Origin of the sequence: Pseudomonas sp. NPDC089758, from assembly GCF_044748705.1 — a bacterium.
GTDB lineage: Bacteria > Pseudomonadota > Gammaproteobacteria > Pseudomonadales > Pseudomonadaceae > Aquipseudomonas > Aquipseudomonas putida_X.
Window position 1 is genome coordinate 323151 of record NZ_JBIVGN010000002.1, and the last position, 20665, is coordinate 343815.

Annotated in this window: 16 protein-coding genes and 2 pseudogenes; 7 read left to right on the forward strand and 11 right to left on the reverse strand. The window is 62.3% G+C overall.

Annotation, left to right across the window (positions count from 1 at the left end; genetic code table 11):
* Positions 1 to 10 precede the first annotated feature (10 nt).
* A complete protein-coding gene (locus ACIPZH_RS04200; RefSeq protein WP_400635256.1) occupies positions 11 to 1888 on the reverse strand; it encodes an MFS transporter in 1878 nt (625 codons plus the stop codon).
* 372 nt (positions 1889 to 2260) lie between these two features.
* Here ACIPZH_RS04200 and ACIPZH_RS04205 point away from each other — a divergent pair.
* Positions 2261 to 3220, forward strand: a pseudogene (locus ACIPZH_RS04205) (methyl-accepting chemotaxis protein); the annotation flags it as partial.
* Positions 3221 to 3361: 141 nt separating this feature from the next.
* Positions 3362 to 4075, forward strand: coding sequence for a methyl-accepting chemotaxis protein (locus ACIPZH_RS04210; protein ID WP_400635337.1), 714 nt, complete (start codon positions 3362 to 3364; stop codon positions 4073 to 4075).
* Between the two features lie 65 nt (positions 4076 to 4140).
* Here the strand turns inward: ACIPZH_RS04210 and ACIPZH_RS04215 are convergent, their stop codons facing one another.
* Positions 4141 to 5442 (reverse strand): SLC13 family permease, encoded by a 1302-nt coding sequence (locus ACIPZH_RS04215; protein ID WP_241802794.1) that lies wholly within the window; start codon positions 5440 to 5442, stop codon positions 4141 to 4143.
* Positions 5443 to 5474: 32 nt separating this feature from the next.
* Positions 5475 to 6308 (reverse strand): amidohydrolase family protein, encoded by an 834-nt coding sequence (locus ACIPZH_RS04220; protein WP_400635258.1) that lies wholly within the window; start codon positions 6306 to 6308, stop codon positions 5475 to 5477.
* Between the two features lie 167 nt (positions 6309 to 6475).
* Between ACIPZH_RS04220 and ACIPZH_RS04225 the strand changes: the two genes are divergently transcribed.
* Entirely contained in the window at positions 6476 to 7213 is a 738-nt protein-coding gene (locus tag ACIPZH_RS04225; RefSeq protein WP_267821758.1) for a GntR family transcriptional regulator, read from the forward strand.
* A gap of 144 nt (positions 7214 to 7357) precedes the next feature.
* On the forward strand, positions 7358 to 10834 hold the full coding sequence (locus ACIPZH_RS04230; RefSeq protein WP_400635259.1) for a NahK/ErcS family hybrid sensor histidine kinase/response regulator: 3477 nt from the start codon (positions 7358 to 7360) through the stop codon (positions 10832 to 10834).
* Here the strand turns inward: ACIPZH_RS04230 and rmuC are convergent.
* Together rmuC and ACIPZH_RS04240 are read right to left on the reverse strand one after the other, a co-directional pair.
* Entirely contained in the window at positions 10806 to 12179 is a 1374-nt protein-coding gene (gene rmuC / locus ACIPZH_RS04235; protein WP_241803389.1) for a DNA recombination protein RmuC, read from the reverse strand. The two genes, ACIPZH_RS04230 and rmuC, sit on opposite strands and share 29 nt — an antisense overlap.
* 169 nt (positions 12180 to 12348) lie before the next feature.
* A pseudogene (locus ACIPZH_RS04240) lies at positions 12349 to 12693 on the reverse strand (sel1 repeat family protein); the annotation flags it as partial.
* Between the two features lie 953 nt (positions 12694 to 13646).
* Between ACIPZH_RS04240 and ACIPZH_RS04245 the strand changes: the two are divergent.
* From ACIPZH_RS04245 to ACIPZH_RS04255, 3 genes are all read left to right on the forward strand, one after another.
* Positions 13647 to 13868: a hypothetical protein gene (locus ACIPZH_RS04245; protein WP_241802790.1), complete on the forward strand. Its 222-nt coding sequence runs from the start codon at positions 13647 to 13649 to the stop codon at positions 13866 to 13868.
* Between the two features lie 248 nt (positions 13869 to 14116).
* Positions 14117 to 14599 (forward strand): hypothetical protein, encoded by a 483-nt coding sequence (locus ACIPZH_RS04250; protein ID WP_349976565.1) that lies wholly within the window; start codon positions 14117 to 14119, stop codon positions 14597 to 14599.
* 146 nt (positions 14600 to 14745) lie between these two features.
* A complete protein-coding gene (locus ACIPZH_RS04255) occupies positions 14746 to 16011 on the forward strand; it encodes an OmpP1/FadL family transporter (RefSeq protein ID WP_400628558.1) in 1266 nt (421 codons plus the stop codon).
* A gap of 204 nt (positions 16012 to 16215) precedes the next feature.
* On the opposite strand, the gene ACIPZH_RS04260 is transcribed toward ACIPZH_RS04255, so the two are convergent.
* From ACIPZH_RS04260 to ACIPZH_RS04285, 6 genes are all read right to left on the reverse strand, one after another.
* Complete coding sequence (locus ACIPZH_RS04260; RefSeq protein ID WP_400635260.1) at positions 16216 to 16767, reverse strand: glutathione peroxidase; 552 nt, start codon at positions 16765 to 16767, stop codon at positions 16216 to 16218.
* A gap of 46 nt (positions 16768 to 16813) precedes the next feature.
* Complete coding sequence (locus ACIPZH_RS04265; protein ID WP_267821751.1) at positions 16814 to 16936, reverse strand: hypothetical protein; 123 nt, start codon at positions 16934 to 16936, stop codon at positions 16814 to 16816.
* Entirely contained in the window at positions 16933 to 18135 is a 1203-nt protein-coding gene (locus ACIPZH_RS04270) for an MFS transporter (protein WP_241802780.1), read from the reverse strand. The genes ACIPZH_RS04265 and ACIPZH_RS04270 overlap by 4 nt, the downstream gene beginning before the upstream one ends.
* 63 nt (positions 18136 to 18198) lie before the next feature.
* Positions 18199 to 18603, reverse strand: a complete 405-nt coding sequence (locus ACIPZH_RS04275) for a MarR family winged helix-turn-helix transcriptional regulator (protein ID WP_400628555.1) — start codon at positions 18601 to 18603, stop codon at positions 18199 to 18201.
* A gap of 42 nt (positions 18604 to 18645) precedes the next feature.
* A complete protein-coding gene (locus ACIPZH_RS04280; protein WP_400635262.1) occupies positions 18646 to 19833 on the reverse strand; it encodes a glycoside hydrolase family 5 protein in 1188 nt (395 codons plus the stop codon).
* Positions 19834 to 19930: 97 nt separating this feature from the next.
* Positions 19931 to 20665, reverse strand: coding sequence for an adenosylcobinamide-GDP ribazoletransferase (locus tag ACIPZH_RS04285; protein ID WP_400628553.1), 735 nt, complete (start codon positions 20663 to 20665; stop codon positions 19931 to 19933).

Genomic DNA, 20665 nt, shown 5'->3' on the forward strand with positions numbered 1-20665 from the left:
CCGCCTACGCCTAACGCAGGTCGCCGCGCAAGCGGCTGACCTGCTCACGCAGCAACTCAGGCTGCGCCACCTCCACCGGGATGGAAGCGCCAGCGACGATGGTCACCCGCGACCACAAGCGCTTGAAGAACCCCTTGCCCGGGTCGCGGCTGAAGAAGCTGCCCCACAGCCCCTGCAGCGCCAAAGGAATCACCGGCACCGGGGTTTCTTGCAGAATGCGGCTGACACCGCCGCGGAACACATCGATCTCGCCATCGCCGGTCAGCTTGCCTTCCGGGAAAATGCACACCACCTCCCCCGCCGACAGGTACTCGGCGATTCGGGCGAATGCGCGCTCGTAAATGGCCGGGTCCTCATTGCGCCCGGCAATCGGGATGGCACCGGCGGTGCGGAACACGAAATTGAGCACCGGCAGGTTGTAGATCCTGTAGTACATCACGAACCGGATCGGGCGGCGGATGGCACCGCCGAGCAGCAGCGCGTCAACGAAGGACACATGGTTGCACACCAGCAGCGCTGCGCCTTCGTCTGGAATGCGCTCGAGGCCGCGGTGCTCCACCCGGTACATCGAGTGGCTCAACAGCCAGATCAAGAAGCGCATGGTGAACTCGGGCACGATCTTGAAGATATAAGCGTTGACCAGGATGTTGAGCAGCGACACCACCAGGAACAGCTGCGGGATGCTCAGGTCCGCAAGGCCCAGCAGGACGATGGTGAGGATGGCCGACACCACCATGAACAAGGCATTGAGAATATTGTTGGCGGCGATCACGCGCGCGCGCTGGTCCTCGGCGGTACGCGCCTGGATCAGCGCGTACAGCGGCACTATATAGAAGCCACCGAATACCCCAAGCCCGACGATCGACAGCAGGATCCACCAGGCCTGGCTCAAGCCCAGCAGTTCCAGCCAATCGTGGGGGGCTGCGCCGGCCGGCACATCACCGGAATGCCACCACCAAAGCAGCCCGAACAGCGTCAGGCCGAAAGAGCCGAAGGGCACCAGGCCGATCTCGACCTTGCGCCCACTGAGCCGCTCACACAATAACGAGCCCAGGGCGATCCCCACCGAGAACAGTGTCAGTACCAGGGTCACCACCGTGCCGTCACCGTGCAGCCAGTCCTTGGCATAGGCCGGGATCTGGGTCAGGTAGATGGCGCCGACGAACCAGAACCACGAGTTGCCGACGATGGAGCGCGACACCGCCGGCGGTTGCCCCAGCCCCATGCGCAGGATCACCCACGACTGCTTGAAGATGTTCCAGTCCAGCGCCATTTGCGGTGATATGGCCGCCGCGCGCGGGATCCAGCGGCTGGCCAGGTAGCCCAGCACTGCGGTACCCACTACCCCGCCCGCCACCACGGTGGCGTAGCTGTCACTGGCCATCATCACCCCGGCGCCGATGGTGCCGGCGAGAATGGCGAGAAAGGTGCCCATTTCCACCAGGCCGTTGCCGCCCACCAACTCTTCTTCACGCAGGGCCTGGGGCAGGATCGAGTACTTCACCGGGCCGAACAGCGCCGAATGGGTGCCCATGCCGAACAGCGCCACCAGCATCAGCAGCAGGCTGTCGCTGACGAAGCCGAGGGCCCCGATGGCCATGATGGCGATTTCGGCCAGCTTGATCGCACGGATCAACGCGTCCTTGGCGAACTTCTCGCCAAACTGCCCGCCCAGCGCCGAAAACAGAAAGAACGGCAGGATGAACAGCAACGCGCACAGGTTGACCCAGATCGAGCGGTCCCCGTCGCCAAGGCTGAGCTTGAACAGAATGGCCAGGATCAGCGATTGCTTGAACAGGTTGTCGTTGAAGGCACCCAGCGACTGGGTGATGAAAAACGGCAGGAAGCGCCGCTTGCCGAGCAAGGTGAATTGCGAGGAATGACTCATCGTCCTTGTTCCCTGAGGGGCTTTTGTCATTTGAGGCACGCAGGCCGCAATAAGCCACAAATCTGCACGTTAAAGCCTGTTGCTGGCAAGCCAGGCACGTCGCGCAGACCACCTGCCATACCAGATGATGGCATTTTGACGTCAATCTTCTTGCTATCGGTGTTCAGATTTTGTTACATCTGCCGATTAAACATATAGATGACTGTATCTAACAGAAGGAACGGACCTCCGGTCTCCTCCAACGCACAAGAAAAGGAGCTCAGCAGCATGCTTACCTGGATAGGCGACCTCAGGATCGCCCACAAACTCTTCCTCGGTTTCGGCCTGGTGCTGAGCCTGACCTTGCTCCAGTCGCTGATCAGCTGGGAAGGCATGGGCAGCCTGGTGCGCCGCAGCGAGGTGGTCAGTGCGGTGTCGCGCCTCAACGATGCCTTGGGCGACCTGCGTGAGGCGCGCCTGCGCCACGCCATGGCCAATGGCGCCGAAAACCAGGCCAAAGCGTTGCAGGATGCGCTTGAAGCGTTCAAGACGCCGCTGGCGAAACTGCGTGAGACATTGGTCAAGCCCCAAAGCCTGGCGCTGCTCGACAAGGCCGAGCAGACCCTTGCAGGGTATGCCGCCAACCAGGCACAGAGCTTCCAGTCGTACCAGAAAATGCGGGCGGCACAAAAGGAAATGGGTGCCCTCGCCACCCGTTCGTTCGCCAGCATCGAAACGATCCGCACCCAGGTACGCGCCCTGCCCGACGCCGAGCAACGCGTTGTCCGCGGCGAAGCGATCAATCAGATCCGCGAGAACCTGATCCTGCTCCGCTACCACGTACGCGGCTACACCGGTAACACCAACGCCGACACCGAAAAACTGATGAACGCACAGATCGCCACCACGGTGAACGACCTGCCTGGCCTGGTGGCGCGTTTCAATGGCGATTTCGACGCACAGTTCAGCACCCTGAACCAACAGGTTCGTGCCTATGCCGACGCGGTCGAAGCGTTCCGGGGTGAAGTGAGCACGCTGATCGAGCGCCGCAACGCCATGGCCAGTGACATCGAGACGCTCACAGGCCTGATCGGTGATTTGCTCGACGCCCAGGCAGTGTCGGTGGTCAACGACAGCCAGTTCGCCAAGAACCTGCAGATCTTCACCACGCTGCTGGCGCTGCTCATGGGCATCTTCGCCGCGCTCATCATCGCCCGCCAGATCAGTGCTCCACTGCAGCAGGCCTTGCGCGCCATGCAGCAAGTTGCAGCCGGTGACCTCAGCGAGCAACCGCCCAGCCGCCGCCGCGACGAAGTCGGCCAGTTGCAGAATGCCTTGCAGGGCATGACCGGCAACTTGCGCGACCTGATCGCGCAGGTGCGCGACGGTATTTCGCAGATTGCCAGTGCCACCGAAGAACTGTCGGCGATCACCGAGCAGACCAGTGCTGGCGCCAGCAGCCAGAAAGTTGAAACGGATCAGGTTGCCACGGCCATGCAGGAAATGGCCGCCACCGTACACGAAGTGGCGCGCAACGCCGGTGAGGCCTCGCAGGCTGCCAGTGCCACGGACGAAGAAGCGCGCGAAGGCGACCGCGTGGTCAACCGCGCCGTCGAGCAGATCGGCCGGCTGGCCAACCAGGTAGACGCCACTGGCCAAGCCATGGGCGCACTACGCAACGAGAGCCAGCGCATCGGCAAGGTGATGGACGTCATCAAGGCAGTGGCCGAGCAGACCAACCTGCTGGCGCTCAATGCCGCGATCGAAGCGGCCCGCGCTGGCGAGGCTGGCCGTGGCTTTGCCGTAGTGGCCGATGAAGTGCGCAGCCTGGCGCAGCGTACCCAGGCATCCACCCTGGAGATCGAGTCGGCCATCGGTAGCCTGGAGGAAGGCACCCGTTCAGTGAGCGAACTGATGGACGAAAGCCAGAGCCTGACCCAGAGCAGCGTGGCGCTGGTGCGTGAAGCAGGGGTGGCGCTGGAAGGCATAACCCAGCGCGTTTCGGGAATCCAATCGATGAACCAGCAGATTGCCGCGGCTTCCGAGCAGCAGAGCGCGGTGGCCGAAGAGATCAGCCGTAGCGTGGTGACGGTAAGGGATATTTCCGAACAGACGGCGCAAGCCAGCCACCAGACGTCCGCCTCCAGTGTCGAGCTGGCGCGGCTGGGTGGGCAGTTGCAGCAGATGATCAGCCGGTTCCGGTTCTAGTCACTGCAACCGCAGGCACAAAAAAACCGCAGCCAGGCTGCGGTTTTTTTTCATGCATTGGAACGTCAGAGCACGAAGGTCAGCAGCACATTGAACGCCAGCGCCGCCACGAAACCGATCGGCGCCGCCTTGAACAGCAACTGCGGGAATAGCGACATGCGGCTCTTCTCGTTGCTGCAGGAGCCCAGAATCAGGCTGCCGCCGGAGGAGAACGGCGAGATGGAGGTGGCTTGAGCACCCGCGACAATGGCAATGAACAGGATCATGGGCTCGATACCCATGTTCTGCGCAATTGGCAGCACCATGGGGAACAAGGCTGGCGTCACGACGCCCAGGGTGCTGGAGAAAATGGACATGAATGCCGCCACCGCACCGAATACGACCGGCACCATGATTGGCGGGATGCTGGTGCCGATCCAAGAGGCGAGGATGTCGATGGTGCCGGCCTTGATCGCCACGGAAATCAGCATGCCCACACCGCAGATCATGATCAGGGTGCCCCAAGGCACGGTCGCCATGGCCTTGCGCTCGTCACCGAGTTTCAGCAACAGGGCAATCACCGAGAACAGGCTGGCGATCAGGCCGATATCCACCTTGGCGTTGATGAAAGCCACCGTGGCATTGCCCGGCAGGGCGATGCTGGCCACAGGCGCAGCCAGCACCATCAGCATCATCGCCAGGGTCAGCCACAACGTGGTTCGCTGCTGGCTGTTGAGCGGCGCTGGCGCCTCGACAGCAACGACAGAGGCCTTCAACGCGCGCCCATGGCTGGTAAGGAAGACGAATACTCCGATCACCAGCAGTGGAATGACGAAGGTGCTGACGAAGATACCGGCAGCATTGATGAAGGCCTGGTTGTCACTCACGCCGGCATTGGTCATCAGCCCACGGAAGATGATGCCGCTCTGGCTGGACATGAAGTTGGCCCCGCTGAGCGCGCCATAGTTCACGGCCATGCCGCCGACGATCAGGCTCATGCGGGTACGCTCGCACAGCAGCAGGGTGATAGGCGCCATGAACGCCAGTACGGTGTAATATCCGGCCCCCATCGCGGCGATCACGGTGGCGGCGAAGAACACCGCGAACGGCAGCAACTGCGGCACGGCACGGCAGCGGTAGATAAGGTGCTCGGCCAGCTTCTCCAGGGTGCCATTGACGGTGGCGAAGCTATAGAACAGGCAGACCGAGAAGATCACGAAGAAGATCTTCAGAGGCCACAGGCCGATGACCTCCGAGGGGCTCAGGCCCATGCCGAAACAACCGATCAGATAGGCAAAGGCGATGGCGAAAAGGCCGATGTTGATCTTGGTCTTGTAGCCGAGGGCCACGGCGGCGACGATGGCCGCGACGACTAGCATGCTCATCATGTTGAAAGTGTCCTGTTGTTATTGTGTAAGTATCAGCGCGAACGGTCGAAGCCGAACAGCTTCACCGGGTTGAGCCTCAGCACCTGGGCACGCTCGCCCGCATCGGGGAGCAGCGCTTCGAAGAAGGCATACTGGTCGGCGTAGCGGGTCTGGCGCTCGAACTGGGTGTTGGGCCAGTCGCTTCCCCACAGCAACCGATCCAGGCCACCCGCTGCCTGCCGTATCTGGGCCAGCAGCACCTGCGCTTTGGCCGGGTCGGTCTGGCTGCGATAACCGGCGGACAGCTTCAACCACAACTTCGGTTCGCTGAGCAGGTGAAGGAAGGTACGGTGGCTGTCCTTTTGCGGGTCGATCCCCTCGGCAGGCAGGCCAAAATGATCGACCACCACCTCCACGCCGCAGGCGAGGATCGCTGGCACGATCAAGGCCAAGTCATCGAAACAGCGCTGGATTTCCACTTGCCAGCCGCGCGCAGCCAAGCGTTTGAACAAGGCGGTCCACTCGGGCCCGGCATAGTCTGCCAGGTGCTTGCCGACCAGGTTCAGGCGGATGCCCACCACGCCGGCGTCACCCAGCGCATCGAGCTGCTGATCGCTGACCGTGGCATCGACGACCGCCACAGCACGCAAGCGCTCAGGAAAACGGCGCAGAGCCTGGACCATGAAGCTGTTGTCGGTGCCCAGGAAACTGGGCTGGATGAGCACGCCATGGGACAGGCCATGCTGATCCAGATGATCGAGGTATTGCTCGATCAGCGCATCGTAGTCTGGGCTGTAGCGACGGTTGGGCACCATCGGCAGGTCTTGGCGAAAGATATGGGCATGGGTATCGACGCCGGTGATGGCGGGCAGATAGGGGTTGGTCATGAAGCGAACCCTGGTCGATTGTTATTGGCAGCTGAAGCGCTGCGTTGTTATACAAACATGCAGTCATATATATGAATATATGACCATATCTTCAGTCGACCGACTCTGTCAATCAAGCCCCGGGTGGTAAAGTAGTGCCAACTCGTCAGCCATGGACCCTTCGCACAATGAGTAACGGGATTCTCGGACAAGACCCGCGCCTACCGCTTTATCAGCAAGTACGGGAAGAAATCCTCGCCAGGATCGCCGCCGGGCAATGGCTACCCGGGGGAACGATCCCCACTGAAACGGAGCTCACCCGCCTCTACGGTGTCGCCATCGGCACAGTGCGCAAGGCGGTCGACACCTTGGTCAATGAAGGCCTGCTGTTGCGCAGCCAGGGCCGCGGCACCTTCGTCCGGCGCCCTGACTTCGAGGGTTCACTGGTGCGGTTTTTCCGACAGGTGGATTCGACCGGCCAGCGGCTGGTGCCGATCAGCCGCATACTGGACAAGCAGCTGCGCGAGCCACCGGAGCAAGTCAGCGCAGCCCTTGGCCTGGGCGATGCAGAACAGGTCATCTGGCTAGAGCGCCTGCGCCTGGTGGACGGCCGCCCGCTGTTCCATGAGCAGATCTGGCTACCGGCCAAGCGTTTCATGGCCCTGCTGGATATTGACACAGAGGCCTTCGGCGACCTGCTCTACCCCTTTTACGAGTCCAGCTGCGGCCAGTGCGTCGCCTCGGCCAAGGAAACACTGACCGTGGGTACAGCCGATGCAGCCAGTGCCGGCCACCTGGCAATCAAGGAAGGTGCGCCCGTGGTGGTCATCCAGCGCACGGCACTGGGTTACGATCGCAGCCCGCTGGAGTACCGCGTGTCCCAGGCAGCAGCCGAAGGCTTCCGCTACCAGATCGATATTTCCTGAAGCGATGGCGGGCACTGGCGCAGCTCGATGTGCCAGTGCCTGCGACGACGCGCCACTGCGACCATCGTCGGCGCTGACGAACCCCCGCCTGCGTGCCAGACTGACTGATCGGGATCGCGTTACTTTTTTTGCTCCGGAGTCTTCATGTCGTTGTCCAGCGGGCTGATCGCTCTGGTCGCCCTGGCCTACATGGCCGTCATGTTCGCCATCGCCTTCTACGGCGACCGCCGCAGCACACCATTGCCGCCGCGGCTGCGCGCCTGGGTGTACAGCCTGTCACTGGCGGTGTACTGCACCAGCTGGACCTTCTTCGGTGCGGTCGGCCAGGCGGCCGAGCAACTGTGGGCCTTCCTGCCAATCTACCTGGGCCCGATCCTGCTGCTGATCTTCGCGCCCTGGGTGCTGCAGAAGATGGTGCTGATCAGCAAGCAGCAGAACATCACCTCGATCGCCGACTTCATCGCGGCCCGCTACGGCAAGTCGCAGACCCTGGCCGTGGTGGTGGCGCTGATCTGCCTGGTCGGGGTGCTGCCCTACATCGCCTTGCAGCTCAAGGGCATCGTGCTCGGTGTCAACCTGCTGATCGGCGCGAATGCCGACGCCACCGGCACCCGTGTGCAGGACACCGCGCTGGTGGTGTCGCTGGTATTGGCGTTGTTCGCCATCGTCTTTGGCACGCGCAGCCTCGACGTCACCGAACACCACCGCGGCATGGTCCTGGCCATCGCGTTCGAGTCCCTGATCAAGCTGCTGGCCTTCCTCGCCGTGGGCGTGTTCGTGGTGTTCAACCTGTACGACGGGTTTGACGACCTGTTCACCCAGGCGCGCCAGTCGGTGCTGCTGGACAGCTACTGGCAGGAGACGATCAACTGGCCCTCGATGGTGGTGCAGACCGCCGTGGCGATGATGGCGATCATCTGCCTGCCCCGGCAGTTCCACGTCACCGTGGTGGAGAACATCGAGCCGCAGGACATGCGCCTGGCGCGCTGGGTGTTCCCGATGTACCTGGCCTTGGCCGCGTTGTTCGTGGTGCCCATTGCCCTGGCCGGGCAAATGCTGCTGCCAGGTACGGTGATTTCCGACTCCTTCGTGATCAGCCTGCCGTTGGCCGAAGCGCACCCGAGCCTGGCTCTGCTGGCCTTCATCGGCGGTGCCTCGGCCGCCACCGGCATGGTCATCGTCGAGGCCGTGGCGTTGTCGACCATGGTGTCCAATGACATGCTGCTGCCGTGGCTGTTGCGCCGCAACAACGCCGAACGGCCCTTCGAGGTGTTCCGCCACTGGATGCTGTCGGTGCGCCGGGTGACCATCGTGGTCATCCTGCTGCTGGCCTATGTCAGCTACCGCCTGCTTGGCTCTACGGCAAGCCTTGCAACCATCGGCCAGATCGCCTTCGCCGCCGTGACCCAACTCACCCCGGCCATGCTCGGTGCGCTGTACTGGAAGCAAGCCAACCGCCGTGGCGTGTTCGCCGGCCTCGCTGCAGGTATCTTCCTGTGGTTCTACACCCTGGTGCTGCCAATCACCGCCCACAGCCTGGGCTGGTCGCTGCAGCTGTTCCCGGGCCTGGCGTGGCTGCACGGCAACCCGCTGGGCCTGCCGATCACGACGCTCACACAGGGGGTAGTGCTGTCACTGGCGGGCAACTTCACGTTGTTCGCCTGGGTCTCGATGCTGTCGCGCACGCGCGTGTCGGAGCATTGGCAGGCCGGGCGCTTCATCGGCCAGCAGACCAGTGCCCGCCCCAACGGCAAACCGCTGCTGGCGGTGCAGATCGATGACCTGCTGACGCTGGCCTCACGCTTTGTCGGTGAGGAGCGTGCCCGGCAAAGCTTCATCCGCTTTGCTTATCGCCAGGGCAAAGGCTTCAATCCCAACCAGAACGCTGACGGCGACTGGATCGAACACACCGAGCGCCTGCTCGCCGGGGTGCTTGGCAGCTCCTCGACCCGCGCCGTGGTCAAGGCGGCCATCGAAGGCCGCGACATGCAGCTTGAAGACGTGGTGCGCATCGCCGATGAAGCCAGCGAAGTGCTGCAGTTCAACCGCGCCCTGCTGCAAGGCGCCATCGAGAACATCAACCAGGGCATCAGTGTGGTCGACCAGAACCTGCACCTGGTGGCCTGGAACCGCCGCTACCTGGAGCTGTTCAACTACCCCGACGGGTTGATCAGCGTCGGCCGGCCGATCGCCGACATCATCCGCTACAACGCCGAACGCGGCCTGTGCGGCCCGGGAGAGGCGCAGGTGCATGTGGCCCGGCGCCTTCACTGGATGCGCCAAGGCCGCGCGCATTCGTCCGAGCGGCTGTTCCCCAATGGCCGGGTGATCGAACTGATCGGCAACCCGATGCCCGGGGGCGGCTTCGTCATGAGCTTCACCGATATCACCCCGTTCCGCGAGGCCGAACAGGCGTTGCGCGACGCCAACGAGCGCCTTGAACAGCGGGTGGCCGAACGCACCCACGAGCTGTCGCAACTCAACCAGGCGCTGTCGGAGGCCAAAAGCCAGGCCGAAGCGGTCAGCAAGTCCAAGACCCGCTTCCTGGCGGCGGTCAGCCATGACCTGATGCAGCCGCTCAACGCCGCGCGGCTGTTCTCCGCCGCCTTGTCGCAGCAGGCCGGGGGCATGAACGAGGAAGCCCAACAGTTGGTGCAGCACATGGACAGTTCGCTGCGTTCGGCGGAAGAGCTGATCAGCGACCTGCTGGATATCTCGCGCCTGGAAAACGGCAAGATCACCCCAGACGCCAAGCCTTTTGCCCTGAATGAGCTGTTCGATACGCTGGGTGCCGAGTTCAAGGTCCTGGCCGCCGAAAAAGGGCTGGAGTTCCGCCTGCGCGGTAGCCGCCTGCGGATCGACAGTGACATGAAACTGCTGCGCCGGGTGCTGCAGAACTTCCTGACCAATGCCCTGCGTTACGGCAAGAGCCCGATCCTGCTGGGCGCCCGGCGCCAGGGCGAGCGGCTGTGGCTGGAGGTCTGGGACCGCGGCCCGGGCATTGCCGACGACAAGCTGCAGGTGATCTTCCAGGAGTTCAAGCGCCTGGACAGTCACCAGACCCGCGCCGAAAAGGGCCTGGGGCTGGGGCTGGCGATTGCCGATGGCCTGTGCCGGGTGCTCGGCCACACGCTGCAGGTGCGTTCCTGGCCTGGCAAAGGCACGGTGTTCCGCGTCAATGTCCCGATCGCCCGCCAGGCAGCGGCCGCGCCGAGCGCGCCGGTGGAGCAAGCCAGCCAACCCCTGGCCGGGCTGCAGGTGCTGTGCATCGACAACGAAGACAGCATTCTGATCGGCATGAACAGCCTGCTCAGCCGCTGGGGCTGCCAGGTATGGACGGCGCGTAACCGCGCCGATTGCGAGGCGTTGCTGGCGCAGGGCATGCGCCCGCACCTGGCGCTGGTGGACTATCACCTGGATGACGGCGAAACCGGAACCGGGCTGATGGGCTGGCTACGCGCGCGCCTGGGCGAGCCGGTGCCTGGGGTGGTGATCAGCGCCGACGGCAGCAAGGAAACCTTGGCCACGGTGCATGCCGCAGGCCTTGATTACCTGGCCAAGCCGGTCAAGCCTGCGGCCTTGCGCGCGCTGCTCAATCGCCATCTGAGCCTGGTTCAGTAACCGCCTGGTCCGCCAGCGTTTCATCCGTCAGTGCCCGCTCCAGCAAGTCGGCCGGCAGGCTTTTGCTGGCACGGGCGCCGAGCAGCTTGAGCTGCTCGCTGCGGCTGACCAGGTTGCCACGCCCTTCACAGAGTTTGTTGCGCGCAGCGGCATAGGCCTTGTCGACCTGCTGCAGGCGATTGCCCAGCTCGTCCAGGTCCTGGATGAACAGCACGAACTTGTCATACAGCCAACCGGCGCGTTCGGCGATCTCGCGGGCGTTCTGCCCTTGGCGTTCTTGCTTCCACAGGCTGTCGATGACCCGCAGAGTGGCGAGCAAGGTGGTCGGGCTGACGATCACGATCTGCCGGTCGAAGGCCTCCTGGAACAGGTTCGGCTCGGCCTGCAGGGCTGCCGAAAACGCGGCCTCGATGGGCACGAACAACAACACGAAATCCAGGCTGTGCAAGCCGTCCAGGCGGCTGTAGTCCTTGCTCGACAGCCCTTTGACGTGGCTGCGCAGCGACTGTACGTGCTGTTTGAGCGCGCTTTCATCATTGCTGCTGACAAACTGCTGGTAGGCCGTGAGGCTGACCTTGGCATCGACCACCACCTGCTTGTCACCGGGCAGCATGATCAGTACGTCTGGCTGGAAGCGCTCACCGTCGGCGCTCTTGAGGCTGACCTGGGTCTGGTACTCGCGGCCCTTTTCCAGGCCGGCATGCTCGAGCACGCGCTCGAGAATCAGCTCACCCCAGTTGCCTTGGGTTTTCTGGCCCTTGAGCGCCTGGGTGAGGTTGGTGGCTTCGTCGGACAGGCGCAGGTTGAGTTGCTGCAGGCGCTCCAGTTCCTTGCCCAGGGAAAAGCGTTCACGGGCTTCTTGCTGGTAGCTCTCCTCGACACGCTTTTCGAAGGCCTGGATGCGCTCCTTGAGCGGGTCAAGCAACTGGCCCAAGTGCTGCTGGCTGGTCTGCGCGAAACGCTGCTCGCGCTCGTCGAAGATTTTCGTGGCCAGGTCGGCGAACTGCGCGCGAAGGGTATCGCGGGCTTCCTGCAGGTCTTCCAGGCGCTGCTGATGGCTGTCCTGCTGCTCACGCAGCTCCGCTTCCAGGCGCGCTGCCTGGGCCTCCAGGCGACGCAGTTCGGCTTCCCGGTTGGCGCGCTCCAGGTGCCAGGCGTGGGCAGCGTCACGGGCATTGTCGCGGTCAATCTGCAGCAGCTCGAGTTCACGGCCCTGGGCGGCCAGTTGGGCCTGCTTGAGCGTGTTGGCTTCGCTGAGGTCGCTCACCTCGTCACGGCTGGCATCCAGTTGTGCTTGCAGGCCTGCCTGGGCCAGCAGGGCCCCATTGAGGCGTTCTTCGAGCAAGGCCCGCTCGCCTTGGCCGGCAGCCTGACGGCGCTGCACCTGCATGACCCACACCAGGCAAGGCAAGGCGCCTGCCACCAAGCCCAGCACGATGCTGGTCAGATCCACTGCCATGCTTACCCCGAACAGTCTGTCGCAAATGAGCTGCAGCTTAACAGTCAGTCCGTTTCTGCGCCTGCTCTGGCGCGTTGGCCTGGCACAGCCGCGCATATTCCAGTTGCGCCCGGCGGTCACCGGCGCGCGCCGCCTGGCGCAGCAGTTCGTGCCCGATACGCCTGTCACGCGCGTTGCCGCAGTCGCGGCAAAGCATCTGCCCCAATCGGCTCTGGGCCACCACCACGCCCTCCCGAGCCGGTTGCTTGAGCAGGCGCCCGGCCAGATGCTTGACCTGAGGTTTTTCGCCCAGGCGCGGGTTGTCCAACAGCCAGAGGGCCACTTTCAGGGAAAAACGTCTGGACGAAGGGGCTGATGGCGTAACAGCGGGTTCGGTGGAGGATCTACCGCGAAATTTCATGACGAACAGAGAAGGCAATTTGAAAAGCGCGCCACTCTACCCTTTTTTTCTTGCCGTGGCCCGACGATTTTCAACGCCTGGAAAAAATTCTCGATGATCGTTTCTTGACGTTCCCAAGTAGATGACCGGCGGATCTGCAGCTGACTGATAACTGTCGGACAGTTCTGTAATTTGCTGGCACTCCCGTCCTAGAGCAAGCGCTCGGGACAATCCACAGTTCCTGTGGATAACTCGGTGGACAACCCCCCAAACCACCCCGCAAACCCGCGTGAACCGGGGCTTTCAGTCAAACTGACGATTTTTTCACCAGTAAAAAATAGTGTTTTTTTTCATTGACTTAAGGCATCAGTCAAGGCATTGGCAGGGTCGATGGGGGGTGTTGCCAAGCTGTTACAAGTCACGCCCGGAATGTGAACAAGTGCACCGAAAACCTGCATTTGAATGCACGAAATTGGTACATCCGGCCGGTTATGGGCCATTTGCCCCCTCTTCACACAACGCAAAAGAAGCGCCATACTGCCCGGCTTACCCGAAGAAACGTGGCAATGCTTGCAATGATTCTGAGCTTGCGGTAAGGTGCGCCTCGTTAGTACCAAGCTGAAAGTCAATTCTGGCCAGAAGCGTCCTTGCAGGCCTGCTCCCCCCAAGAGCACCACTGCTGAAACCAGGACCGGCCCTTTCGATGATTCACTCTCCAGCCTTGCGCTGTTCAGCACGAATCACGTGACAGATTGATCAGGATTCCATACCGATGGCCTTGAACCTTGGCCCCGGCATGCTGCCTGCCCTCTGAAGTACCTACCAGTCAGCCCAAGCGCCCACCTTATGATTGCGCCCCCTCTGGCTGCCCTGTTCCAGTCAGGTTCGTTCGTCCCTTAATAAAGGCGTCACTGGAACGTTTCTATCATGCACGGATCATAATCCCCGTGTTTAAAGCAGGAACATCCAACAATATGCAAACTCAACAAATTCAGGCTGCCATTGGCACCCTCTCCCAGGCCTTCTCGCCGTTGAAGTGCCTTATCACCGCCCCACGCAAGGGCAACTTCAGCTTCACCCTGGTGGACGAGCACGGCGTTGCCTGCCACACCGAACGCCTGTACCCCGAACAGTACAGCCGCTCGGAACCGCTGCAAGCCGTCATTGCCCGGACGCGCCAGTCGCTCACTGCGTGAGCGGCGAATACCGTGGCATTCAGTCGCTGAATGACGCACACGGTAAGCTACCTGATCGTTCTTGGCCTAATTGCCGCAAGGCATATAGCGCCGAACGACAGGCAGCAATCGATTTAAAAACAGCCCTTTACACCACGATTATCACACTACACTTCAACTCGAGCGGTCCTTGCCGCTTCCGGCGGGCCTGATCATTCACCAGCTGCCAAGCTCCCACGCCCGTCGGCCCCTTACTGCTCGAGGGCATCATGGGTATTGCGGCGAATGAATTGTGTCAGTATGTGATTCGACCAACCTTGGTCTATCTCAATCGTCATTGTGCCAGTGCCGAAGCCCTTTTGCTGGGCATCGCGGCCAGCCAGTCGGCACTCGGGTCGGCGCTGCATGATCGCCGTGGCCACGGGCTTTACCGTATCGGCGAGCATCGCCATCGCGCGGTCTGGGACGATTTTCTCGCCCGTGACCCTGAGCTGGCCAGCCTGGTCCGCGGCCTGGCGAGCCAACATGCGTTTCTGGGTGGCCCGCACCTGGAGCTTGCAGTCAACCTGCGCTACTCCACCGCCATCGCCTGGATGCTCATCGAAGCGCAAGCCACGCCCCTGCCTGCCGTCGACGACCTGCTAGGCCAGGCGCGAATCTGGCGTCAGATCTTTAACCCCCAAGGCCGTCTGCGCGACTTCACGCAGGCCTGGCATCTGTGTATTACTCAGAAATTGCCACAGGCATCTTAGGAAACGCCCTACAGCACTACCGGAAAAAATGGAATTTTGGTCGGATTGTCCTACAAAACCGCTCTATCTCCTGCGATACAGGCTATGGCGCGGCGCGTGAATTGTTGGTAGCTTTTCGCCCCGGAGATCCCAAGGAGTTTCTAATAATGAAAAAAGTAATGCTCAAAACCTCCCTCGGCTTGGCCGTGGCTTTCGCCTCCAGCCATCTGTTCGCTGCCGGCTTTGCCCTCAACGAACAGAGCATCAGCAGCATGGGGACAGGTTTCGCGGGACGTTCTTCTTCTGCCGAAGATGCCAGTACTGTGTTTGGCAACCCGGCAGGCATGTCACGCCTCAAGCGCGAACAATTCACCGTGGGCGGCGCTGCCGTCATTGCCAAAACCGATATCTCGGGCCCTGGAAGCAACCTCGGGGGGGAAACCGACGGTGACATGGTGCCTGTGGTCGGCGTACCGATGGGCTACTACGTCAAACCCCTCGACGATCACTGGAGCGTCGGTTTCGGCGTCTATGTACCGTTTGGTCTGGTCACCGACTACGGCAGCGACGATGCCGCGCGCTACTGGGGTAAAAAGAGCCACGTCGAAGTCATCACCTTCCAGCCAACCGTCAGCTACGCCTTCAACGATAAGGTGTCGATCGGTTTCGGCCCGACCATCAACCGCATCAAGGGCGAGTTGGGCTCAAGCCTGATCAACCCGTTCACCCCGGGCAGCAATGACGGTGAAGTGAAGATCAAGGGCGACGATACCGCTGTCGGTTACAACATCGGTATCCTGGTGCAGGCCACCGACCGTACTCGTGTCGGCCTGACCTACCACTCCATGGTCGACTACAAGCTCGAAGGCAAGACCCGTGTGAGCACCCCGCTGATCGGGCCTTTCAATGGCGACAAGTTCGACGCCAGCCTCAAGATCAAGACACCGGAATCGGTGGATCTTTCGGTCACCCACGAACTCGACGACCAATGGACCCTCTACGCGGGCAGCACCTGGACCCGCTGGAGCCGCCTCAAAGACATCACCGTGCAGAACGATGTGCCGGCACCGCTTGCAGGTTCGGCGTTCGAGACCATCAGCGAAGAGCAGAACTGGCACGACACCTGGGCCCACGCCATTGGCGCGTCCTACAAGGTGAACAAGGAGTGGGTGCTGCGTACCGGCTTTACCGTCGACCAATCGCCAACCAACAACCACGACCGTTCACCGCGCATCCCGACTGGCGACCGCAAGGTGTTCAGCCTGGGTGCGGGCTGGAGCCCGAACGACGACATGACCATCGACGTGGCCTACTCCTACCTGTGGGAAGAGGACACCAAGGTCAACCAGGTCAGCGCCACCAAAGGCAGCTACCAGGCCAAGTACGAGAACAGCGCTCACGGTATAGGTGCCTCCCTCACCTACCGTTTCTGATCCGCACGGCTGTGTAAAAGCAGCCCGTGGGGCTGACGCCAGTCAGTCAGCGATTTCAGGGCTGCTACGCAGCCCATCGCGGGCACGCTGGCGCTCACAGGGACCGCGCAGCTCTTTAGGTTCTGTGTTGTACCTGTAAGGGCCAGCTTGCCAGCGATGGGCTGCAACCCCCAAGCGATAGCAAGGCAAAACAAGAGCGCGGGGTTATGGCTGCGATGCAATCGCCTTCTCGATCGCCGCCGTGAACTCAGCATCATCCGGTTTGGTCAGGCTGGAGAAGTTGGCAATCACCTTGCCCCTGCGATCAATCACGTACTTGTAGAAATTCCACTTCGGAGCACTGCTCTGCTCCGCCAGCCCCACGAACAGCGGGATCGCATCCTTGCCACGCACCGCCTGGGTCTTGGTCATGGTGAACGTCACGCCATAGTTGGCATAACAGACCTTGGCGGTCTTCTCGCTGTCGACGTCTTCCTGCTTGAAATCGTTGGACGGCACGCCGAGCATCTCCAACCCTTGCTCGTGATATTTCTTGTAGACACTCTCAAGCCCCTCGAACTGCGGCGCAAACCCGCAATAACTGGCCGTGTTGATCACCACCAGAGGCTTACCGGCAAAACGCTGGCAAAGGTCGACCTCACCCTTGCCACGCAACTCCGGCAAGCTGCCCTGCAACAATGCCGGGCAATCCGCCGCCCAGGCAGAACCGGCAGCGAACATGACCAGCAACGGCATCATCAACCCATATGCACGCATCAAAACACTCCTCTGCAAGACGACCCTCGAACTTGCAGGGTAGCGCTTAACACACACCTACGCCCAGTTGCATGAGGGCCATGCCGCCCCGATGCCAGCCCCACCACGCCAGCACCAGCAGCAGTGCCGCCCCCACGGCGAGCAACGCGCGGGCCAGGTAGCGGTTCATGCCGCCTGAGCCTGCAGGCGGGCGACCGGGCGCTCACTCACCGGCCAGTTGAGCGCGGCAGCCAGCAGGCTGAGCAGAATGGAGATCTGCCAGACCAGGTCGTAATTACCGGTACGGTCATACACCACACCCCCCAGCCAGCCACCGAGGAAGGCACCCAACTGATGGAACAGGAAGACGATGCCGCCCAGCATCGACAGGTTACGCACGCCGAATACCGTGGCAACGGTGCCGTTGGTCAAGGGCACGGTCGAAAGCCACAGCAAGCCCATGGCAATGCCGAACAGGTAGGCGCTGAACTGGGTCACGGGTGCCCAGAGGAACAGCACGATCACCACCGCGCGCAACAGGTACAACGCCGTGAGCAGGCGCGGCTTGGACATGCGCCCACCCAACCAGCCCGCCGTGTAGGTGCCGACGATGTTGAACAGCCCGACCAGCGCCAGCACGGTGGTACCGGTGGTTGCCGCCAGGTGCTGGTCAACCAGATAGGCCGGCAAGTGCACGCCAATGAATACCACCTGGAAGCCGCAGACAAAAAAGCCCAGCGCCAGCAGCCAGAAACCCGAATGCGAGCAGGCTTCACGCAACGCCTGGCCCAGCGTTTGTTCGCCACCGAGGGCAGGCAACGGGCGGTCACGCAGCAGCCCGACAAAGGGCACGATCAATGCCACCAGCAGGCCGAGCACCAGCAGCGCTGCCGACCAGCCCAGCCATTCGATAAGGCCCAGCGTACCGGGCAGCATGGCAAACTGGCCGAACGAGCCTGCCGCGCTGGCAATGCCCATGGCCATGCTGCGCTTCTCAGCCGGCACCGCCCGGCCAACCACGCCAAGAATGACCGAGAACGAGGTGCCGGACAGGCCGATACCAATCAGCAGGCCGGCACTGAGTGACAGCGACCAGGCCGAGTCGGCCGTACTCATCAGCAGCAGGCCCGCGGTATACAAGATGCCGCCGATGATGACCACCCGCGCTGCGCCCAGGCGGTCTGCCAACGCACCGGCAAACGGCTGCGCCAAACCCCAGATCAGGTTCTGCAGGGCAATGGCGAACGCGAAAACTTCACGGCCCCAGCCAAAATCTGCGCTCATCGGCGCCAGGAACAAGCCGAAGCCGTGCCGCACACCCAGGGACAATGCCAGGATCAACGCAGCCCCCACCAGTACCCACCCGCTGGTTCGCCAAACCGAAGTCATTGTCGTTATCTCCAGCACATCACAAGGTTATGCGGGTATATACCCGCTTTAAGTCAAATTGGCTCAAGCCAGTTGTGCCAGCAAACGCACCAACTGGTCGCGCTGCCCCTCACCCAATCGCTGCACCAGTACTTGCTGCGCCAGCTCCCATGCTGGGTAGGCCGCTTGCAAGCGGCTCGCCCCCGCGTCAGTCAACAGCACGACACGGTTGCGCTGGTCATCCCCCTCAGCCAAAGCTACCAAGCCTTCGGCTTCCAGCACCCTCAGGTTGCGGCCAAGGGTGCTGCGCTCCAGGCCCATGGCTTCAGCCAGGGTGGTGATACTCGGCCGGTCGAGCCGCTGCAGGTGGCGCAATAGGGAAAATTGGGCGACGTTGATGCCGAAACCTTCGAGGGCTTCGTCGTAATGCCGGCTCACCCCACGGGCGGCACGACGCAGGTGGGTGCAGATGCATTCACTGGTCAACATGGTTACGTGTATATACCCGCGTTTGGCATGTTGCAAGAAGTTTCAGCGCTGCTGCGGGCTCAAACGTCGGCGGATCGGCTCGAATGCTGCGGTAGCGCTGCGCGCCAGCGGGTCCGGTGCCCCGTTATCGATGGCTTGCCAATAGCGCCAGGGCACCTTGGCCGAACCCAGCTCATAGTCCATGCCATCCCAGCTGTCCTCACGGAAGCTGTAGAAGGCCCAGTGCAACTGGTTGCGATCAAGCACGCTGAGCACGTCTTCAAGGTACTGCCTGCAACCCGGCAAGCGGCGCATGCAACCGAACTCGCCAACGACCAGGCGCTCACGCGGCACGTTGTGGGCCGCCATCCACGCCAGCGGCTGCTCAAGGTACTGCTCTACCCGTTTGCCATCCCAGTGCCAGGTTTGCCCGGCAAAGGGCACCGGCCCCGGATAGGCATACGGTTTTTTGCGCGCCATGTTTGGCGCGCTGGTGGCGGCATAGGGCTCGTACATGTGAATGCTGTACAGCACCCGCTGATCCTTGAGCGGCTCGGGCCAGTAGCTCAAAGCATCGGCTGCTGCATACCAACCAGCGTCGAGCATGACTGGCGTGAGCGTATCCACCTCACGGATCGCCAGCAGCAGTTGCCGGTAAAAGCCGGGCAGGTCACGTGCTCCGCCCTTTTCGCGCGCATACCACTGCTGCATGTGCCGCGCGGGCGCATGCTCGGCGAGGCCGCCCTCACGCTCCGGTGCAGGTTCGTTGATCAGGTTGTAGGCAGCGATGGCCGGGTGGCCCTTGAGCTCGCGCGCCAGGTCACGCCAGAAATCGGCCGCCTGGGCCCAGTACTGCTTGTCTTGCCACAAGCGGTCATCGAACTGGCCCTGGTTGTTTTGCGACCAGCGCATGCCCGGCAGCGAAAGTGGGGCAATCACGACCTTCAGGCCAGCCTCATGCGCACGATCAAGTGTTTCGCGCAGTGTTTTGAGGTCCGTTTCGGCCAAGCCCCGGTAATGGTCGGCGCTACCCAACAGAAAGTCGCGCTGCGCAGGTTGCCATTTGTCATAGGACAACCGCACCCAGGTTGCGCCATAACCGCGCAAAGCGTCGAAGTAAGCCTGATCGGGTGGCAGGCGGTTGAAGCTGTTACCGCCGTGGCGCGGGGTGTTCCAGAAGCCAATGAGGTCGGCGGCAAGGGCTGGTGGCAGGGCAAAGATGAGCAAGCTGGCAAGGATCCAATGCCACATGAGGCCTCCTTGGCCAATGCAAAAAACCGAGGATACCCTTTCCGACCCACGAAGCATTTGCTGATGTATTGCCGGGCATTGCACCTGGCAGGTGCAGCTACATCCCCAAAGCGAGCCCCAGCACCACGGCCAGCTCCAGCAACTCCAGCACTGCCCCCGCGGTATCGCCAGTGGTCCCGCCCAAGCGCTGGCACATCAGCTGTCGTAACCAGCAGAACACCGCGAACGCCAGCAGGCCCGCCCACAGCGCACTCCAGCCCCCCAGCAGCAGGCAGAACAGCAAACTGCCCAACAGCACCCAGCGCGCCGTGCGACGCGGCAGGTGCTCGGCCAGCGCCTGCCCAAGCCCGCCAGGGCGCACGTATGGCGTGCCCAGGAACAGCCCCAGCATCGCTGCCCGCCCAATCACAGGTGCCAGCACCAGCAGTGCACCCGCGCCGCGCTCGACAAGCACCCACAGCGCACAGAACTTCAGCAACAACACCAGCACCAGGGTGACCACGGCAATCGGCCCGCTGCGCGGGTCCTTCATGATCTTGAGCGTGCGCTCGCGATCGCCGAACCCACCCAGCCACGCATCAGCGCTGTCTGCCAGGCCGTCCAGGTGCAGCGCACCACTGAGCAATACCCATAGGGCCAGCAGCAACGCCGCGTGCAAAGGTGCCGGCGCGCCTTGCAACAGATGGCTGGCAAGCCACAGCAACAGCCCGAACAGCAAGCCGACCAGCGGATAGCACAGCAGCGAGCGCCCCACCTCCCGCGGTTCAGGCATACCGGGCAAGCGTACCGGCAGGCTGCTGAGAAACTGCAGGGCAATCCAAAAAGGCAGCAT